Annotated in this window: 14 protein-coding genes; 5 read left to right on the plus strand and 9 right to left on the minus strand. The window is 59.0% G+C overall.

Going from position 1 to position 15,094, the window contains the following annotated elements:
• Positions 1 to 390: 390 nt before the first annotated feature.
• Complete coding sequence (locus tag C8J26_RS17440) at positions 391 to 1,104, plus strand: HPP family protein (protein WP_082445371.1); 714 nt, start codon at positions 391 to 393, stop codon at positions 1,102 to 1,104.
• A gap of 618 nt (positions 1,105 to 1,722) precedes the next feature.
• Here the strand turns inward: C8J26_RS17440 and C8J26_RS17445 are convergent.
• From C8J26_RS17445 to C8J26_RS17475, 6 genes are all read right to left on the minus strand, one after another.
• Positions 1,723 to 2,397: a hypothetical protein gene (locus tag C8J26_RS17445; RefSeq protein WP_146168891.1), complete on the minus strand. Its 675-nt coding sequence runs from the start codon at positions 2,395 to 2,397 to the stop codon at positions 1,723 to 1,725.
• Positions 2,398 to 2,512: 115 nt separating this feature from the next.
• Positions 2,513 to 3,211, minus strand: a complete 699-nt coding sequence (locus C8J26_RS17450) for a hypothetical protein (protein WP_146168892.1) — start codon at positions 3,209 to 3,211, stop codon at positions 2,513 to 2,515.
• Positions 3,212 to 3,748: 537 nt separating this feature from the next.
• Positions 3,749 to 5,161 (minus strand): sensor domain-containing diguanylate cyclase, encoded by a 1,413-nt coding sequence (locus C8J26_RS17460; protein ID WP_187503153.1) that lies wholly within the window; start codon positions 5,159 to 5,161, stop codon positions 3,749 to 3,751.
• A 787-nt stretch (positions 5,162 to 5,948) separates the two neighbouring features.
• Positions 5,949 to 6,692: a TorF family putative porin gene (locus C8J26_RS17465; RefSeq protein WP_055876911.1), complete on the minus strand. Its 744-nt coding sequence runs from the start codon at positions 6,690 to 6,692 to the stop codon at positions 5,949 to 5,951.
• Positions 6,689 to 7,138, minus strand: a complete 450-nt coding sequence (locus C8J26_RS17470) for a hypothetical protein (protein ID WP_055876914.1) — start codon at positions 7,136 to 7,138, stop codon at positions 6,689 to 6,691. The genes C8J26_RS17465 and C8J26_RS17470 overlap by 4 nt, the downstream gene beginning before the upstream one ends.
• 92 nt (positions 7,139 to 7,230) lie before the next feature.
• Positions 7,231 to 7,404: a DUF465 domain-containing protein gene (locus tag C8J26_RS17475; RefSeq protein WP_082445373.1), complete on the minus strand. Its 174-nt coding sequence runs from the start codon at positions 7,402 to 7,404 to the stop codon at positions 7,231 to 7,233.
• Between the two features lie 405 nt (positions 7,405 to 7,809).
• Here C8J26_RS17475 and C8J26_RS20255 point away from each other — a divergent pair, with 405 nt between their 5' ends.
• On the plus strand, positions 7,810 to 8,094 hold the full coding sequence (locus C8J26_RS20255; RefSeq protein WP_146168893.1) for a hypothetical protein: 285 nt from the start codon (positions 7,810 to 7,812) through the stop codon (positions 8,092 to 8,094).
• 82 nt (positions 8,095 to 8,176) lie between these two features.
• Positions 8,177 to 9,076: a hypothetical protein gene (locus tag C8J26_RS17480; protein WP_244185374.1), complete on the plus strand. Its 900-nt coding sequence runs from the start codon at positions 8,177 to 8,179 to the stop codon at positions 9,074 to 9,076.
• Here C8J26_RS17480 and C8J26_RS17485 read toward each other — a convergent pair.
• Together C8J26_RS17485 and C8J26_RS17490 are read right to left on the minus strand one after the other, a co-directional pair.
• Positions 9,066 to 9,899 (minus strand): MipA/OmpV family protein, encoded by an 834-nt coding sequence (locus C8J26_RS17485; protein WP_279628956.1) that lies wholly within the window; start codon positions 9,897 to 9,899, stop codon positions 9,066 to 9,068. The two genes, C8J26_RS17480 and C8J26_RS17485, sit on opposite strands and share 11 nt — an antisense overlap.
• 161 nt (positions 9,900 to 10,060) lie before the next feature.
• Positions 10,061 to 11,038 (minus strand): TerC family protein, encoded by a 978-nt coding sequence (locus tag C8J26_RS17490; protein WP_056418729.1) that lies wholly within the window; start codon positions 11,036 to 11,038, stop codon positions 10,061 to 10,063.
• Between the two features lie 639 nt (positions 11,039 to 11,677).
• On the opposite strand from C8J26_RS17490, the gene C8J26_RS17495 reads away from it, so the two are divergent.
• Together C8J26_RS17495 and C8J26_RS17500 are read left to right on the plus strand one after the other, a co-directional pair.
• The gene (locus C8J26_RS17495) at positions 11,678 to 13,234 is read left to right on the plus strand and encodes an MFS transporter (protein WP_056418731.1); all 1,557 of its coding nucleotides are present in this window, start codon (positions 11,678 to 11,680) and stop codon (positions 13,232 to 13,234) included.
• A gap of 403 nt (positions 13,235 to 13,637) precedes the next feature.
• Complete coding sequence (locus C8J26_RS17500; RefSeq protein ID WP_056418733.1) at positions 13,638 to 14,144, plus strand: Ros/MucR family transcriptional regulator; 507 nt, start codon at positions 13,638 to 13,640, stop codon at positions 14,142 to 14,144.
• 69 nt (positions 14,145 to 14,213) lie between these two features.
• Here the strand turns inward: C8J26_RS17500 and C8J26_RS17505 are convergent, their stop codons facing one another.
• Positions 14,214 to 14,798 (minus strand): recombinase family protein, encoded by a 585-nt coding sequence (locus C8J26_RS17505; RefSeq protein WP_107959462.1) that lies wholly within the window; start codon positions 14,796 to 14,798, stop codon positions 14,214 to 14,216.
• Between the last annotated feature and the right edge of the window lie 296 nt (positions 14,799 to 15,094).

The following is a 15,094-nucleotide window of genomic DNA, read 5'->3' on the forward strand; positions in this document are numbered from 1 at the left end:
CCAGCCGATCGATTGTCGATTGTGTCCGCGGTGCCGCTACCTACCGCGGAAGAAGACGCAAATCGGGGCCGATTTCAAGCCGGATGCATTGCAGATGGTACATGCACTCAAGCATTCCTGATGATCGCTCCAGGTTCTGTTGCCCAAGCGCCACAGGGTAGTCGTTCTAATGTCACGCCTTCAGCGTGGACCGCGATCATGCCCCCATGGCACAGGGATCGGTAGAACGTTGCAGGGTCCGGTTCGGCGTAAGCTCAGTTCGTAAGGAGGCTCAGTCGCGTGCCTGCCATATCCGATACACCGAGCTTGGCAATTCTGCTAACGATTGAGCAGTTGTAGTTGATGTGGTTACCGCGGTTTGGTCTCCATCGTTGTGGGTAATCTGAGAATATGAGACGGCCATTTTTCCCCATGATGCTTGCTGGTGCAACCCTGCGTGACCGCCTTTTTGCGTGTATTGGGGGGGTAATCGGGGTCGCACTGACGAGCCTCGTGTGCGCTATGGCGCTGCACGGATCTGAGCCGCTCCCGTTGCTGGTGGCGCCGATCGGCGCTTCTGCAGTGCTAATTTTTGCCGTCCCGGCGAGCCCATTGGCACAACCTTGGTCGGTGGTCGGCGGTAACATCATATCGGCGCTGGTCGGCGTAACAGCGGCCCGCTTCGTACCCATACCGTATCTGGCGGCAGGGGTTGCTGTGGGCGGGGCAATTCTGGTCATGTCGCTCCTACGCTGCCTGCATCCCCCCGGCGGGGCTGCTGCGTTGACAGCAGTGATCGGTGGGCCTTCAGTGCTGGAAGCTGGTTACGCTTTCCCTCTCGTCCCGGTCGGCGTTAATTCACTGATCCTAATCTTGGCTGGCATCGCGTTCCACCGGGTTTCGGGCCATTCCTACCCGCACCGCGCAGTCCCGGTAGTAGGTCACAAGCTTGCTGCATCCGAGTTAAGCATCCCGCACCCCCTAGACATCGACCTTGCGCTCGCGGATCTCGGAGAAACCTTCGATGTGAGCCGGGAAGACCTCGACCTGCTGTTCCGGCGTGTTGAGTTCCACGCGGCCAGTCGGGCGGCAAGCGGAATTCTCGACAGGCGCCCACGAACTTGACTTTGAATTCATATTTGTAATGCAAACGGGAGTTTTTTAAATTATAGAATCTATTAATATCCTTCTTGCGCTATTTATAGCGTTGCTTTGCGATTTGCTCTGGCGATCGGAAGCGAGAGCGGAAAAAATATTGTTAACATCGCTTACAATGGCAATACTGACCGCCACAATTTGGATTGCTCAGGTCGGTTTAGTCCAAGAAGCGGATCCTATATTTTCTTGGGTTGCCATTTTGTCAGCAACGCTTCTGCTAAAGTGGCTTCACACCATTATTCGAGAAGTAGACGGAAAATGACGCTATTACTCTGTCTAAAGAGAGTTTAGGATACCAGAAGATTCGGGATACTAGTCAGGGTTGCTCTTGGGCGTTCGCCCGAGCTTGGCGACAGGAATAGTTCGGGGTATCTTCGTTAGTTTCTCGGCCGTCCGACAGCGGTAAAAGTCTTCGACGTATCGGCGCGCCGTGTTTTAGATGGCAACTCCCGTCGACTAGACGGTCGGAATGATGCATTCCGTGGATGCGGGTTTTCGGCGATTGGGAGGTCTGCGCAATCCGAAGGCATCCTGCCAGGTCGCACTGAAATTACGGTACTCCCGGCTGCGCCTTCCGCAAGACGATCACCGTGGCGGGCGAGCCTCACCTTCTTCGGCCATCCGCCGGATATCCGCGCCTGCCTTGCGCATGGTATCCTCGGCGCCACGTGCCGCATCTAGAAAATCTTCCTGCGACGCCACGGCGTAATTGCACCCGACCAGGAGCATTTTCGGATCCGTCGATGGCGGCACCTTCGCAGACTTCGCGGCCGGATCGCCGCCGAAGGCATCGACTAACATTTTCGCCATCGCATCAACGGTCGGCGCGAACCCGCCGATCATCGGCCCGGTTTCGGGATCGACAAAGCGGTAATATTGTTCCGTGATCGCGATCGGCGCCCGCGTCATCTTCTGGGCAGCAATCACCCGCTCGGCGCTTGCGCGGGGTAGCAGCGCAACGACCCAGTCGCTCATGAAATAGACGTGGTCGACCGGCTCCTCGAACACCGAGACGTTGCCCTCGACCGCGAAGCCATACAACCCGATCATGCCGTCGAGCGCCTTAGGAAGTTTACTCGGGCGCATCCACGCTGGCGGGCGATACTGCAGGAAAAGCAACTCGGCGAAGGTTCCGAGCGCGTCGCGCGACTGGCAGGACAGGACCTGCGTTAGCGATGCCGGCGTCGGCAGCACCTCATGCTCGGATTGGGCCACGGCTGGCGATGCCGCCAACGCGCTGGCAACCGCGACGGCGACCATCGCTCGCACCGGAAACCGCCTCAGGGTGAAGCGCGTCGGCGACGTGGTCGCGCGGTGGTGACGATGATCCATGTTCGCGGTACTACCCCGCCAGTACGCAGGATCAACTCCAGCGTTACGCATGCCGCTCGTACCGGCCTTTATCCGTGCCGTTCAGCAGCAGCGCACCATGGTCAATCAGCAACCGCAATTGCCGGAAGGCCGGTTCTGCGGCAGCGCCGGGTCCGGTTCCGGCCTCCAGCAGGACCGCGTCGCCATCGACCCGCCACTTGCCCTCCGCCGCCTGATCCGCGGCGCCGTAGCTCATGAACCAGACAAAGCTTTGATCTGGACGTAGCAGCAGTTCCGATCCCGTCTCCATCACACCTAACAGGTGGTAATGACCGGTAAGACTGCGACTGGCGCCGGATGCAACCGCTGATGCATCCGGCGCGTAGCGTGCATTGCACCGCAGTTCTCGCATATCCATCGACGACATGTACAGGAACGACGTCATCGGATCGCCGGCGTCGACGTTCTTGTGGACGTAACGTGGGCCGCCACTGAGCAGGAAGGTCATGAAGCCGCCGTCGTCAGTTTCGAACGCGGTGATCGCTCCTCGATCATGCGGTGCCTGATACGTCTTCGCTACCAAGTCGAAGCTGTAGCTTTCCTTGGCCTCGCCTTCGCGTCGCTTGCAGGTCTTCGCTTCCGCGCAAGCCCAGGTTGTTACCGCCGTACACTGCAGACCCACGGGCGACCGTATCGTGGCAGATGCCGCGGCGGTGGCTAGCAATCCCATCGCCGCCACCGCCGGTCCAACTCGCTTCAACACGATCCATCCTCCGGTCGACACTCCGGCTCGCTGCACACGGTAAGGGCACCGTCCAGCGCGGGCGAACAGGTCCTACCATGATCTTTACTGATGCACAGGCGGATCCATTCGCGACCTGTCACAACGGTCGTGAGCGAGCCGCAAACCAGCCGGTAAAAGCTGAGATTGCGACAGCCGGCACAGCGAGGACGCAGCACATTGCCAGGCCGATTACCCAGAGCGAGATAGTCCCAGCGTTGAGCCATATCACAGGAAGCTGGGCAAACGTCAGGATAACTCCTGCCATCCACCCCCTCGTCTTGAACGCTGCCCCTGCTAGCGCAGCTAGGCCCAACGAGGACGGGTACCAGAGACGCCAGTAGGCGTCGGCATCCCAGGGTTCCGCCGCGCCTGTCACCCAGCAGACGAAAAGCCAGTACAGGACACCGGATACCAGCAAGACGGGGATCTTCATCAGTCCGGTGCTCATCGGCTCATTGTCACATGCAAAATGCCTGAATCCTATTCTCGCCAACCAGGTGCCGGGGTCAAAGCAGATTATCGCGGCTCACCAACCAAACTTTGGATATGGGCGCTGTTGCCTGCAATAGCGCCCGTGCCTCGCTGCATCCGCTTCGCGCGGTACAGAGCCTCGTCTGCCTCTTTAAGCAACGAAGCCCGATCGACATAACTTGCGCCATAGACACAGGCTCCGATCGTCGCAGACACCGTTATAACGCTACGGTCGTCAGGCACGGCGTAGCGTAGGTCTGCGAGCAATCGCGCGATGTCTTGGACGAGTTCTTCGTGCGTACGCCGTCCGCGTAGGATCAGCACGAACTCGTCCCCGCCCAGTCGGGCGATGGAGTGATCGCCCAGATACTGTACTGCTTGCAGCTTGGCGGCCATCACCTGCAAAACCTTGTCCCCTGTCGCATGGCCAAGCCGGTCGTTGACCTCCTTGAACCGATCCAGATCGATGATTGCGATAGCAAGCGGTGCGCCTTCCCGGGCGCGATCGAGCGCAGCTTCCAATTCTTCGTTAAAAGCGCGTCGGCTTGGTATGCCCGTCAGTTCGTCGGTTCGAGCTACCGCAACCAGACGGCGCTCGAATTGGTACCGGTCCGTGATGTCCTGGATCACTCCCATGACGGCGACACGCTTACCGGCGCGCTCATCGATCTCACCCAATGTGCGCACGCGACGGGGCCGCCCCTGCGCATCTGTGAAGTTCAGCTCCAGATCCCATGCAGTCCCTTGCCGCACACAGCGGTCTAGCGCTGCTTCCAACTTGGCACGATCGTCTTCGGGGTAGAACTGCATAGCTAGGGCAAGCTGCGCTTGCGAGCCCGGTGCCAGGCCGTGGATCGCGTAGGTCTGATCGGACCAGTGTATCCGTCCGCCTTCAAGCTCGAGGCGCCACGACCCGATCCTTGCCATGCGTTCGGCGTGCTGGAGCAGTCTGTGCGTGCGGGCCATGTCACCGAGGGCCTCCTGGCGATCAAGCGCCAGCTGTAGGTTCTCTTTGCTGGTCCGGCGCGCCTCAAGCAGCGCTTCGACGACCCGCGCCATACCGGCGAGTATCTCCAGCTTTTCGCGGGTCGGATCCTGCGGTTTGTCGTCAGCCACGCACAAGGTGCCGATCGGCAGCGCGGCACCTCCTCCTGGTGGTGTCACTCGCAACGGCACGCCTGCATAGAAACGCACAAAGGGTGTTTCCACCACCATAGGATTGGTTGCAAAGCGCGGGTCTTCGCGCGTGTCCGCAATGACGAGCAGATCGTCGGCAGCGATCGTATGGGTGCAAAAAGACACATCTCGTGGTGTCTCGCTAGCCTCAAGGCCGCACGCTGCCTTGAACCACTGCCGGTCCGCGTCAACTAACGAAACGAAAGCGAACTTGCAGCCAAAGAGGTGCCGCGCCCCTACAGCGATGGCGTCGAACTCGGCTTCAGGGGGAGTGTCGAGCATATCGAGAGCACGAAGCGCGTCCAGCCGCGCTACCTCGTCGACTATGCCGGTTAGGTTTACCATGGGGGACGGTAGCATAAATGAGGTTGGCATCGGGTTAACGGCATGTACAGGGTCGGTACATCGCCGCGACTCGCTAATGGCATGGCGGCGACTGAGAGACGCTGGAGCGCTCCCGCTTGATAGGAGCATAAACGTGTCCAACTCGAGCGATCTGAGCACTCTTGTTCGTAACGAAGCGCGCGCGCGGGAACAGGCCGAAGCCAGTAACGACGTTTCAGCTCGCATCGCTCATCTGGCTCGTGCTGCCGGGTACGCCAAAATGATCAAGGCTTTGAAGCCATGATGGACGGCGAAACAACCGCTCAGCGCCTCGAACGTCTAATAACGGTTATCGGTCAGGCTTTGGCGGTCGCGGATGCTGGTGACCAACCGTTGGTAGGCGCGCATCTTCATAAATGCCTTCGAACGGCAATCGCGTTGCGTGCTATTCCCGATAGTTTGTCACGGCCTTTTTAATAGCAATCAGCCCGATATCGTGAAGGCGGCAGCAAACAAGTTCGCTCGCCAGCAAAACTTACCATCCGCGACTTCTAATCCCGCAAACGAACGATGATCGAGACGGATAGGGCGTTCTCGGACTCGATCCCGGTCGATACGATCAGGAGCGCGACGTCAGGCTATTTTTCAACCGCACCGGCCGTTTGTTTAACATATACAGACGGTTCTGCCGAGGCAGATCGTATACACATCAGCGTTAATGGGCACTCACTGACCGCGGTAATCGTCAGAACGAAACCTGTACGCGCCCTACGATTCTGTCTCCGGCGTTGCGTTGATCGGCAAACCTGCTGGCAGTGGCGGTGCGGGAGACGTCAGTCCCAATATAATCGACGCCGATCGTCAGACGGTCACGACGATGCTCGAGACCCAGCCGCCAGTTGATGTAACTGCCGCCCGGACGAAGACGCTGCACCCGACTGGGGTCGCGGACGCTGCCGGACGAGTGGCCGACTTCGGCCAGCATCGTCAGCGGCGTACCAGGAATACCGGCATTGGCGTTCGCATAGACATACACGTTGCTGCCACCGATCGCGCGCTGCGACGGCGCGCCGATCACGCCGGCCGTGGCGTAGAGCGGACCATAGGCATAGCTTGCCGATACGCCGGCCTCGACATAGTCCATGCGGCCCCGCGCGCCCGCGAATGCGTGGCCGGTGGCGTCGGTACGGATACGCACCGCACCCAGATCCCAGTCGGTTCCCACCGAAAGGTCGACGACCGCATCGGCGCCACCGTGTCGCACGCTGTTCCGAAGCGTTACCACGCGCGCCGATGCATCGAGCCGGCCGCGCGAGACGCGAATATCGCCCGCTAGCGCGGCACGTCCCTCACTCCAGCTCAGCCCGCGCCGTTCCTCTTCGCTCATCATTTCCAAGGTTACCGACCCGACATCTTGTGCAAACGCGGGCGTGATCAGGCCGCAACTTGCGGCACCGAGCACGCCCGCCAATCGAACGCGCCGGATCATCCTGCGCGCTGCGGGCCGTGGATCCGGTCGAGCTCGACGCGCAGCATCTGCTCGTCTTCCTGCGCCAGCTTTACCAGATGCTGCTGCATGTCCGCGGACTTCGTCGCGACCTCCTTCTTGATCGCGCCATGGCTCGCAACGCACCAGCCGGGCCGGGTGCCGGAAATCACCGGTTCGCTGTCGATGCTGCGCACCAGCCTGGTACCCGACGCCGCGACCGCGTGCCGTGCCACTGACATGCTCGCCGCCCAGTCGCAGCGTAGCGACGACGGTCTTCCGCCGGGTGCAACCGCGCCCACCTGCTTGTGCGTGATGACAACGTCACCGCGATATTTGACGGCGACCGGACCGCTGCGGTGATCCACCTGGTTCTGATGATCGACAGTCATGCCGAGGGCCGCCCCGGTAGCAGCAAGCACCAAGCCGGCGGTTAGAAAATAGGCCATATTCGTTCTCCTTTTGCCATCCCGATCCATTCTGATCGGTGAAGCCAATCCTTACGGACGATGATTCTACAACGATGGTTCAGCGTGTCGGTTCAGCTGAACTGCGGCCGCAAGGCGCGTGCGTGCAGGCGGTCCTTCACGTCGAGACGCAACCGCTTCAGCCGAAATAGCCGCAAGGTATCGGGCATGCGTCGCTTCATCTCGACGCGGATCTGCTCATCCAGCCGGGCATGCAACTGGGTCAACTTGTGAGAAAATATAGGCAAAGCCGCTCTCCAACCAACGATTGAACGATCGGATCAGTCGCGATGAAAGGAGGCAAACAGGCCAGGCCTAGACATCGAGATAACCCGATGCGGTCCGACATCACGTTCGTCCTGAGACGACCGCCAGAGGGGCCCGGCCCGCTCCCTCAAGCTAGGGTTTAGCCGGTCAAGGTCAATAGGAGAGCAAATGGATTTGCACGAGTTGACATTAGGACACGGGTCCCCGATGTTACTGGCATGTACGCTCCTGCGACACATAAGCGTTTCCGCGACCACGCCGGCCAACTCGCCGCACGCGCTTAGCCCGAGCTCGCGGCCACTGCCGCTCGAGTTCGGGCTTTATTCGATCTGACCTTTGGGACGCGTTCTACGCGCCCATGATCTCGAATAAGTGGAAACCGTGTAGTGGAAAACCAAGTCTCGAAATCCGATGATTTGTGTCAGGATGACCGTCAGCATCAAGCTGCCAATCCAGCACCTCAGCCTTTCTTGCGGATGCGACCACAAAGTTTTTTCTCGAACAAATTCGATCTGGAGATTGTAGAAGACTATTCTAAGGCTGATGCCGAAGCCCGGCAGAATGAAGGTAAGGACTGGCTGAGCCGACTTATGGAGCTCAACCTGTTACTTTTAATCGTTTTGGTTGGCGTACCGGTGCTGGTATATTGCGTCTTATCCTCTGCACTTTAGAACACGATAAGATACCGCCTTCGCGTCGCAACCGGGATCGTGGATAAAGGCCTCTGGGTCGTCCCACTGAAGCCTCGGGTAAATGACAATATGTCAGGCGCCCGAGGACCGTTTAAGTACGATAGCGCTGAATGCGAGCGAGTTTCTTTGTGACATTGCAACGCGTAAGCTGATCGGCCGTTGTGGAAAAATGGCAACGAATACCTTACCCCAACGGACCGCGTTCGATCTGCCGCATCTCGCGGTGCTGCTGACAGCAGCGCTTCAAATTCTAACGCCTCTTTTACCGCAGATTGGGATCGGTGAGCCTATCGGATCCCGGTCGCTGGCGGTCCGAACCTCGATAACCCCGGCAGGCTGGGCATTCTCGATCTGGGGCGCGCTCTACCTCGGAGCCACGGTGTTTGCTGTTTATCAGGCCCTGCCCGCACAGCGCCAAAATGCATTGCTTCATCGCCTGCGCTGGCCGGCAGCGGGCGCATTTTTGGGGAACGCACTCTGGGCTGCTTACACACAGCTTTACGGGTTAAGCTTCGTATCGGTTCTGATCATTACCTTCACGCTGACGTGCCTGATCATTGCCTATCGTGCCCTGTCGAATGCGGCGGTGTCGAAAACCGCGTGGTGGTGTGCGTACCTTCCGTTGAGCGCGCTCGCCGCATGGTTGACCGTCGCTACCACCGTCAACATCGCAGCTAGCCTGAGGTATCACGGCATGGAGGGCGGTGCAGCCGCGCCGGTAATAGGTGCAGCGGTGATCGTGATTGCTGGACTCATCGCGGCCACCGTGCTGGTCCGAGGACGTGGCAATCTGCCGTACGCAGCTGTTTTCCTTTGGGCTCTTGCTGCTATCTTCGCTGCAGGTGGCCAAGCTGCAGGACCTATTGCCGTAGCAACCGGCGCTGCCGCGATCCTCGTTATTTCAGGCTTGGTCGCTGGCTACCGGCGTAGGGTATATGCGTCTGATTCGATTAGAGGTTGAACCTAAATCCGTAGCCGAGACCTAGGGTGAATTGGGTCCGGCGCCCACGTTCGCGGACGAGAGGTGAATCGCCTGCGTTCTGACCTAGTTGATCCAGGCCAGTGAAAAGCGTGACGGCGCTTCGCCGGCTCAGGGGACGAATTACGGTACCGCCTACACCGTAGGACAATAGTCCGCCTGACGCAGAATACGGTCTAAGCCCGGACCGTTGCGACTGGACCGCATCGATGCCGAAATACGTCTCGATATACTCGCGGCTTGCCAGCGTTGCGCGAGGCCCGACGTTGATGATGGTCCGTCCCCGGCGCGCTTGGTAAGCAACTGACCCGTCGGCGACAACGCCGTCATGTCCGCCGAAGCCGCGACGAACCTCGATCCGTCCACGCCATGGCCCAGCCCGTTTCTCGATAAAGCCTCCCACCTCAACAGCTGCATCTACGTCGCCGAGGCCGCGTAGCGCGTCACTCCCGCCTGTAATGAGGAACGGCGATCCCCCGCGCTCCTCATCCCGCCCGAAGCGGAGTTTGGCCAGAGGTCCTGCCTTCCACCCGTCGTGGTTCACCACATTCCAGCCCAAACCGTCAGGAATCGAGGCAAAGATCACGTCCTTGTAGTTGAGCCGCAAGTCGGGAAAAATCGACAAGGCCATGTCTCGCGAGCCTTGCCATGCAGGACTGAGGACTGGCGCGACGCCAACGGTAATGCTCCATCCGGCAGTGCCTGCCTCCAAAGGCCTACCTGCAGGCGGGCCTGGCCTCGGGTCAGTTTGCGCGAAGCAAGGTTGAGCAGAGACTAGCGCGATGATGGCTAAAACGGCGCGCATCTTGATCCCTTTTTTTGACCATGTTGGTGGACGGCCGGACGGTCATAATCAGCAGCCACCTTATCCCTGTGCGTCGTAAACGCCAGTCTCGGTAAATGGAGTACGGCTATACCCACAGCGTATGACCGGTCCGCTTTCAATGCCGGCGGACGCGTTCAAACTCAGGCCGAAGCAGCCGCTCGCGTTTTCCACAGGGACCAGCCGACGCCGCAACCCAGTATCGCAAAGGTTACCGCCAACGACGCTGCGGGCGGGAATTTGGCGAGCCCGAACATGTCGGCAACGAAAATTTTCGAGCCGATAAACACCAGCAACGCGGCTAAGGCGTATTTCAGGTAATGGAACCGGTCGACCATTGCGGCGAGCGCAAAATAGAGTGCGCGTAACCCAAGGATAGCAAAGATGTTCGACGTGTAGACGATAAATGGATCCGTTGTGATCGCGAAGATAGCCGGTACAGAATCGACCGCAAAAATGACGTCAGCGCATTCGATCATGACCAGAGCCAGTAGCAACGGCGTAGCGATCCGGCGCATGCGCCCAGTCGCCGGGTCCTGCTCTTTTACCCAGAAACGTTCCCCGTGAAGTTGGTCGGTAACCGGCATGCGCTGGCGAATCCAGCGTAAAACGGGCGAACTGGCTACGTCATATTCCGTGTCGGCAGTCAGCCACATCTTGATACCGGTGAAAACCAGGAAGGCAGCAAAGACGTACAATACCCATTCGAACCGATCGACCAATGCCGCGCCAAAACCGATCATCACTGCACGCAGGACAATGACACCCAGGATGCCCCAGAACAGTACGCGGTGCTGGTGGATGCGGGGGATGGCGAAGTAGCCGAAGATCATGGCGATGATGAACACGTTATCCATCGCAAGGCTCTTCTCGATGACGAAGCCCGTCACGTAGTTAAGGCCGGCAGTAGGCCCGATATACCACCAAATCCACCCGCCGAACGCCAGTCCCAGCGTGATGTAACCTGCTGACAATGCAAGGCTCTCGCGTACCCCAATTTCCCGCTGTCCGCGGTGCAAGACACCCAGATCGAGGATCAGCAACGTTGCGACGATGCCGAGAAATGCCAGCCACATCCAGACAGGCGTACCGAGGAATAACAAGGAAAGCAGCTCAGGCATGGGGACCTCTAACAAACGTGATGACGTGGGGCGGAATTAGCGGTCAGGAGGGCAGGTATCTCGCGGGTGGCGCGCACAAGCGACCTTTCAGGCCCAACTCAAAGCGCTACAATTGCAGCGCAATTGGAGAAGCCGGGGTTCGGCGCGCCATCGCGATACGCGCGTGCTCGTCCAACTTCTGATGGAGCTGTGCCGGTCTGTTCGTTTCCATGCTCAGAGCCTCTTTTCAATCGGTGATCGAAAGCTCGGATCATCAACGACGACAGGAGGCAAAGCGGCCAGGCCTATATCGAGATAACCCGATGCGGTCCGACATCACAATCACCCGAGGGAAATTGTCAGAGGGGCCCGGCCCGCGCTTTCTAGATAGGACACGGTTCGCAGTGATCAAGCGGTTTCACTATTTGATAACGACCGTAGTCTGCGCTCAATCTGCCGCACTTCTCATTCCAAAACATCACGCCGATCGGGAAGAGGAATCGGTCAAAAACGCCCACTTTTGGACGCTCAGTTTGGCGAGCCGCAAGCCTGAAAGCCAATCGGCAAGCCATGAGCCGCAACGTGCCCCGCCGGCAGATGCTCTGCTTGCGGCAGGCAAGCCGTGCAGCGTATGTCGCTACTGCTGGTGGGGGGAAATGAATGGCGAATGGCAGTAGCAGCCGCGGAAACTCGGTGGTCGGCGAGCGCTGGCCGCTCTTCTGGGCAGGCTGTGCGGCGATCAGCGTTGGAGTTGCCCTTCACTTACCGATGCTCGCGATGGCCCATAGGATGGGCAATCACCTGTCGGGTATGCCCATGGACGGATGGATGTACCTGGGCATGGCGCTGATCGGCATCGGCGTGCCGGCAGCTATATTTGGCGCTTTACCCAAGAAACGGCCTGATCACAGGGCAGGCGTTGGCATCGCATATGAAGCGCCCGATGATACCCCTCTGACGCGCTCGCATGCTGCCGTTCTGCTGGTGCTTACCCTTGGGCTCATCATCGACACTATGAAGCCAGCAACGCTTGGCTTCGTGCTCCCCGGCATGCGTGGCGAGTATGGGCTCGCCAAATCGACCGTTGCCCTGCTTCCGTTCGTTGCCCTTACAGGGACCACAGTTGGCTCGTTTCTGTGGGGGTGGCTTGCGGATATCTACGGTCGGCGTGTGTCGATCCTGTTGTCGACGATCCTGTTCGTCTCGACCTCTATCTGCGGAGCTATGCCTTCCTACAGCTGGAACCTGGTCATGTGTTTTCTGATGGGGTGCTCGGCCGGCGGCATGCTGCCCGTCGTCTACACGCTGTTGGCAGAGATCATGCCTCCGCGGCACAGAAGCTGGGTACTTGTGCTGGTTGGCGGTACGGGGCTGGTTGGCGGCTACCTCGCGGCTAGTGGCGCCGCTCATCTGTTCGAGCCGTTGTTCGGCTGGCGTAGCTTGTGGCTGCAGGGCTTTCCAACCGGTTTGCTGCTGCTTGCGATGGCAAGGTGGATACCTGAGTCCCCGCGTTTCCTGTTGGAACGGGGCATGGATACTGAGCTGGCGGATATGGCCCGGAAGTTCGGTATTGTCAGGCGTGCGCCTCAAGCTCCTCCAGCGGATGCTGATAGTGTTGCGGCGCACCAACGCGAGTTGACCATTGCCTTGGTCATAACCGCCCTGTCGTGGAGCTTCGTCAACTTCGGTTTGCTGCTATGGCTGCCTTCCGATCTGCAGGATCGAGGTTTCAGTGCCGAGATTGCGAGCGGCATCATCGCCAGCTCAGCACTCGTTGCCCTGCCCACGATCATGATCGCGGCCTTCCTTTACAGCCGGTGGAGCAGCAAGCGCACCCTGATCGGCACTGTACTTCTCACACTCGCCGGGCTTACCGGAGCCCTCCTGCCGGCGCCTACGCTGGCTTGGCCGCCACTGCTCATTGCTGTGATCGCGTTGCTGGTGGTTGGCACAAACGGATTGATCGCCGTGCTACTTCCCTATGCAGCCGAAAACTACGCATTACGCGTCCGTGGACGTGCCACAGGGCTTATCGCGGGGAGTAGCAAATTTGGTGGCGTTGCTGTCCAGCTGGGCGCCTTCGCTGGGCTGATCCCGACGATGGGGGGCGCGGCAATCGCACTGATTGTACCAATGACGCTGTCAGCGGTACTGATCGGGCGCGCAGGAAGAGAGACGCGGGGCCGCAGCTTACGCGAGCTGGAAGCAACGGCTTAGCTTTCGGCTCGATATAGGCCTGCAGAGTGTCCTCAGCGGTCAGATGTGTGAAAAACCAGTCGCAATCACGACTGTACAACAAACAGGTGTTTTGCGTCTCCGGCGCGACCTTGCCAGTGCTTAGGCCCCGCGACGGATACGGTTAGAGCGGTGACCGCTCCGCGCATGAGAGCTTGATTAATTATCGTCGATCAGGAGTTTGGAGCAAGTCCGGCAAGATGCAAACGGTCGCTGGCGTCGGCGTCAGCGAAGGAGCAAATTTGCCAAGGTCTCGGATGGTAATTAGGAATGCGTATTCCCGGGTTCATTTTATGTATCAATCTCAAATAGATGATTTAGCGCGACCTGATATTGCCAGCGACCAATCAAGTACCTAGATGCGCCTCCAGAAACGGAGACTTCTATGCCCGACACTACCCTCGACCTGAACCCCGTTGAACTCGCTACGGAATTGACAATCGCCTGGTTGGCCAATCCCAACACGCGTACCAATGCTGACGACGTTCCAGCCTTCCTGAACAAGATGTATGAAACTGTTTCGGTGCTGGTCGGTGGAAACGTGACCGCTGCTGAACCCGAAGCATCTGCTCAAGAATACACCCCGGCAGTGACGGCTCGTAAGTCGCTTGCCAGCCCTGATCACATCATCAGCATGATCGATGGTAAGCCGTATAAGACGCTGCGCCGTCACCTCGCGACTAACGGCATGACGCCCGTGGAGTATCGCGAGCGTTATGGCCTGAAGGCTGATTACCCCATGGTCGCTCCTACCTATTCGGAAGCACGTCGTACGATGGCCAAGAGCATTGGACTGGGTCGCAAGCCTGGCCAGACGAATGTAGCCAAGGCAGACGCAAAGCCCGCTTCGGCTCCGCGCAAGCGCAAGACCGAAGAAGCAGCGGCGGAATGATCTAGGGACTGGCTTCTCAGGGAACGGGGAGCCAGCCATTTATGGTGCGTGTAGATCAGCCGCATGCGGCTAAGCGACATTCTCTTCCGCGCTAATTGCCTCTTGTTCTGGTGCTGGCAAATGCCGGTATAACGTCGCGATCGAGACGCCGATGGTTGGGGCTATTTCGCGGGCAGTCATCCCCGAGGATAAAAGTTTCCGCGCGGCCTCGAGGCGTTTGGGTGTCATTACTGTCTTCCGGCCACCTACCCTGCCCTCACGCCGGGCGACGATCAACGCAGCCGTCGTGCGCTCACGTACCAAGTCACGCTCCATCTCGGCCATCGCCGCCATGATATGGAAAACGAGTTTCCCAGCTGTGCCTGCGGTATCGATCCCGTCAGTAATCGATTTTAGCCCGATCCCCCTCGCCGCCAGATCGGACGCGAGGTCGATCAGTCCCTTCATGGTACGGCCGAGCCGGTCGAGCTTCCATACTACAAGGATGTCGCCGGTTCGCGCATGGGAAAGCGCGTCGGCTAAGCCGGCGCGGTCGGCTTTTGCTCCGCTGGCCTTATCCGAGAAGGTTCGCTCGCAACCCGCACTGCGCAGCGCTTCGAGCTGCGGGGTCAGATCCTGTTCCGGGGTCGACACTCGGGCATAGCCGATCAGCATGAAGCATTCTCAGAACTCATGTCCGACGCCTATCATGTCGAGCTCCAATCGCGAAAGTGTTTTGAGACGCTGGCATCGACTGCTAAAGGTTCTCACATGATGGCGCATCAAAAACGATCGTTTGCGAGAATGCTAGCTTGCCGCGTTCAGTGAGCAAATCGATTTAGGCAAATGGGCATCTGCCTGCGAAAAGCGAAGCAATGAGACGACGTAACGTTGGCACCCTTGTGTTTCCCGACGCCCGAATGTGAGGCCAGTTTACTCCTCATAGATGCATGTTCTTTGCCCCCGGATGT

The organism is Sphingomonas aurantiaca, assembly GCF_003050705.1.
In the GTDB taxonomy this organism is placed as follows: Bacteria; Pseudomonadota; Alphaproteobacteria; order Sphingomonadales; family Sphingomonadaceae; genus Sphingomonas; species Sphingomonas aurantiaca.

Coding starts and splice junctions, on each gene's coding strand:
- C8J26_RS17465 (WP_055876911.1), bottom strand. CDS start 6,692: ATGATCCGGCGCGTTCGATTGGCGGGCGTGCTCGGTGCCGCAAGTTGC.
- C8J26_RS17485 (WP_279628956.1), bottom strand. CDS start 9,899: ATGCGCGCCGTTTTAGCCATCATCGCGCTAGTCTCTGCTCAACCTTGC.
- C8J26_RS17445 (WP_146168891.1), bottom strand. CDS start 2,397: ATGGTCGCCGTCGCGGTTGCCAGCGCGTTGGCGGCATCGCCAGCCGTG.
- C8J26_RS17440 (WP_082445371.1), top strand. CDS start 391: ATGAGACGGCCATTTTTCCCCATGATGCTTGCTGGTGCAACCCTGCGT.
- C8J26_RS17495 (WP_056418731.1), top strand. CDS start 11,678: ATGGCGAATGGCAGTAGCAGCCGCGGAAACTCGGTGGTCGGCGAGCGC.
- C8J26_RS17505 (WP_107959462.1), bottom strand. CDS start 14,798: ATGCTGATCGGCTATGCCCGAGTGTCGACCCCGGAACAGGATCTGACC.
- C8J26_RS17460 (WP_187503153.1), bottom strand. CDS start 5,161: ATGCTCGACACTCCCCCTGAAGCCGAGTTCGACGCCATCGCTGTAGGG.
- C8J26_RS17480 (WP_244185374.1), top strand. CDS start 8,177: ATGACAATATGTCAGGCGCCCGAGGACCGTTTAAGTACGATAGCGCTG.
- C8J26_RS17470 (WP_055876914.1), bottom strand. CDS start 7,138: ATGGCCTATTTTCTAACCGCCGGCTTGGTGCTTGCTGCTACCGGGGCG.
- C8J26_RS17490 (WP_056418729.1), bottom strand. CDS start 11,038: ATGCCTGAGCTGCTTTCCTTGTTATTCCTCGGTACGCCTGTCTGGATG.
- C8J26_RS17500 (WP_056418733.1), top strand. CDS start 13,638: ATGCCCGACACTACCCTCGACCTGAACCCCGTTGAACTCGCTACGGAA.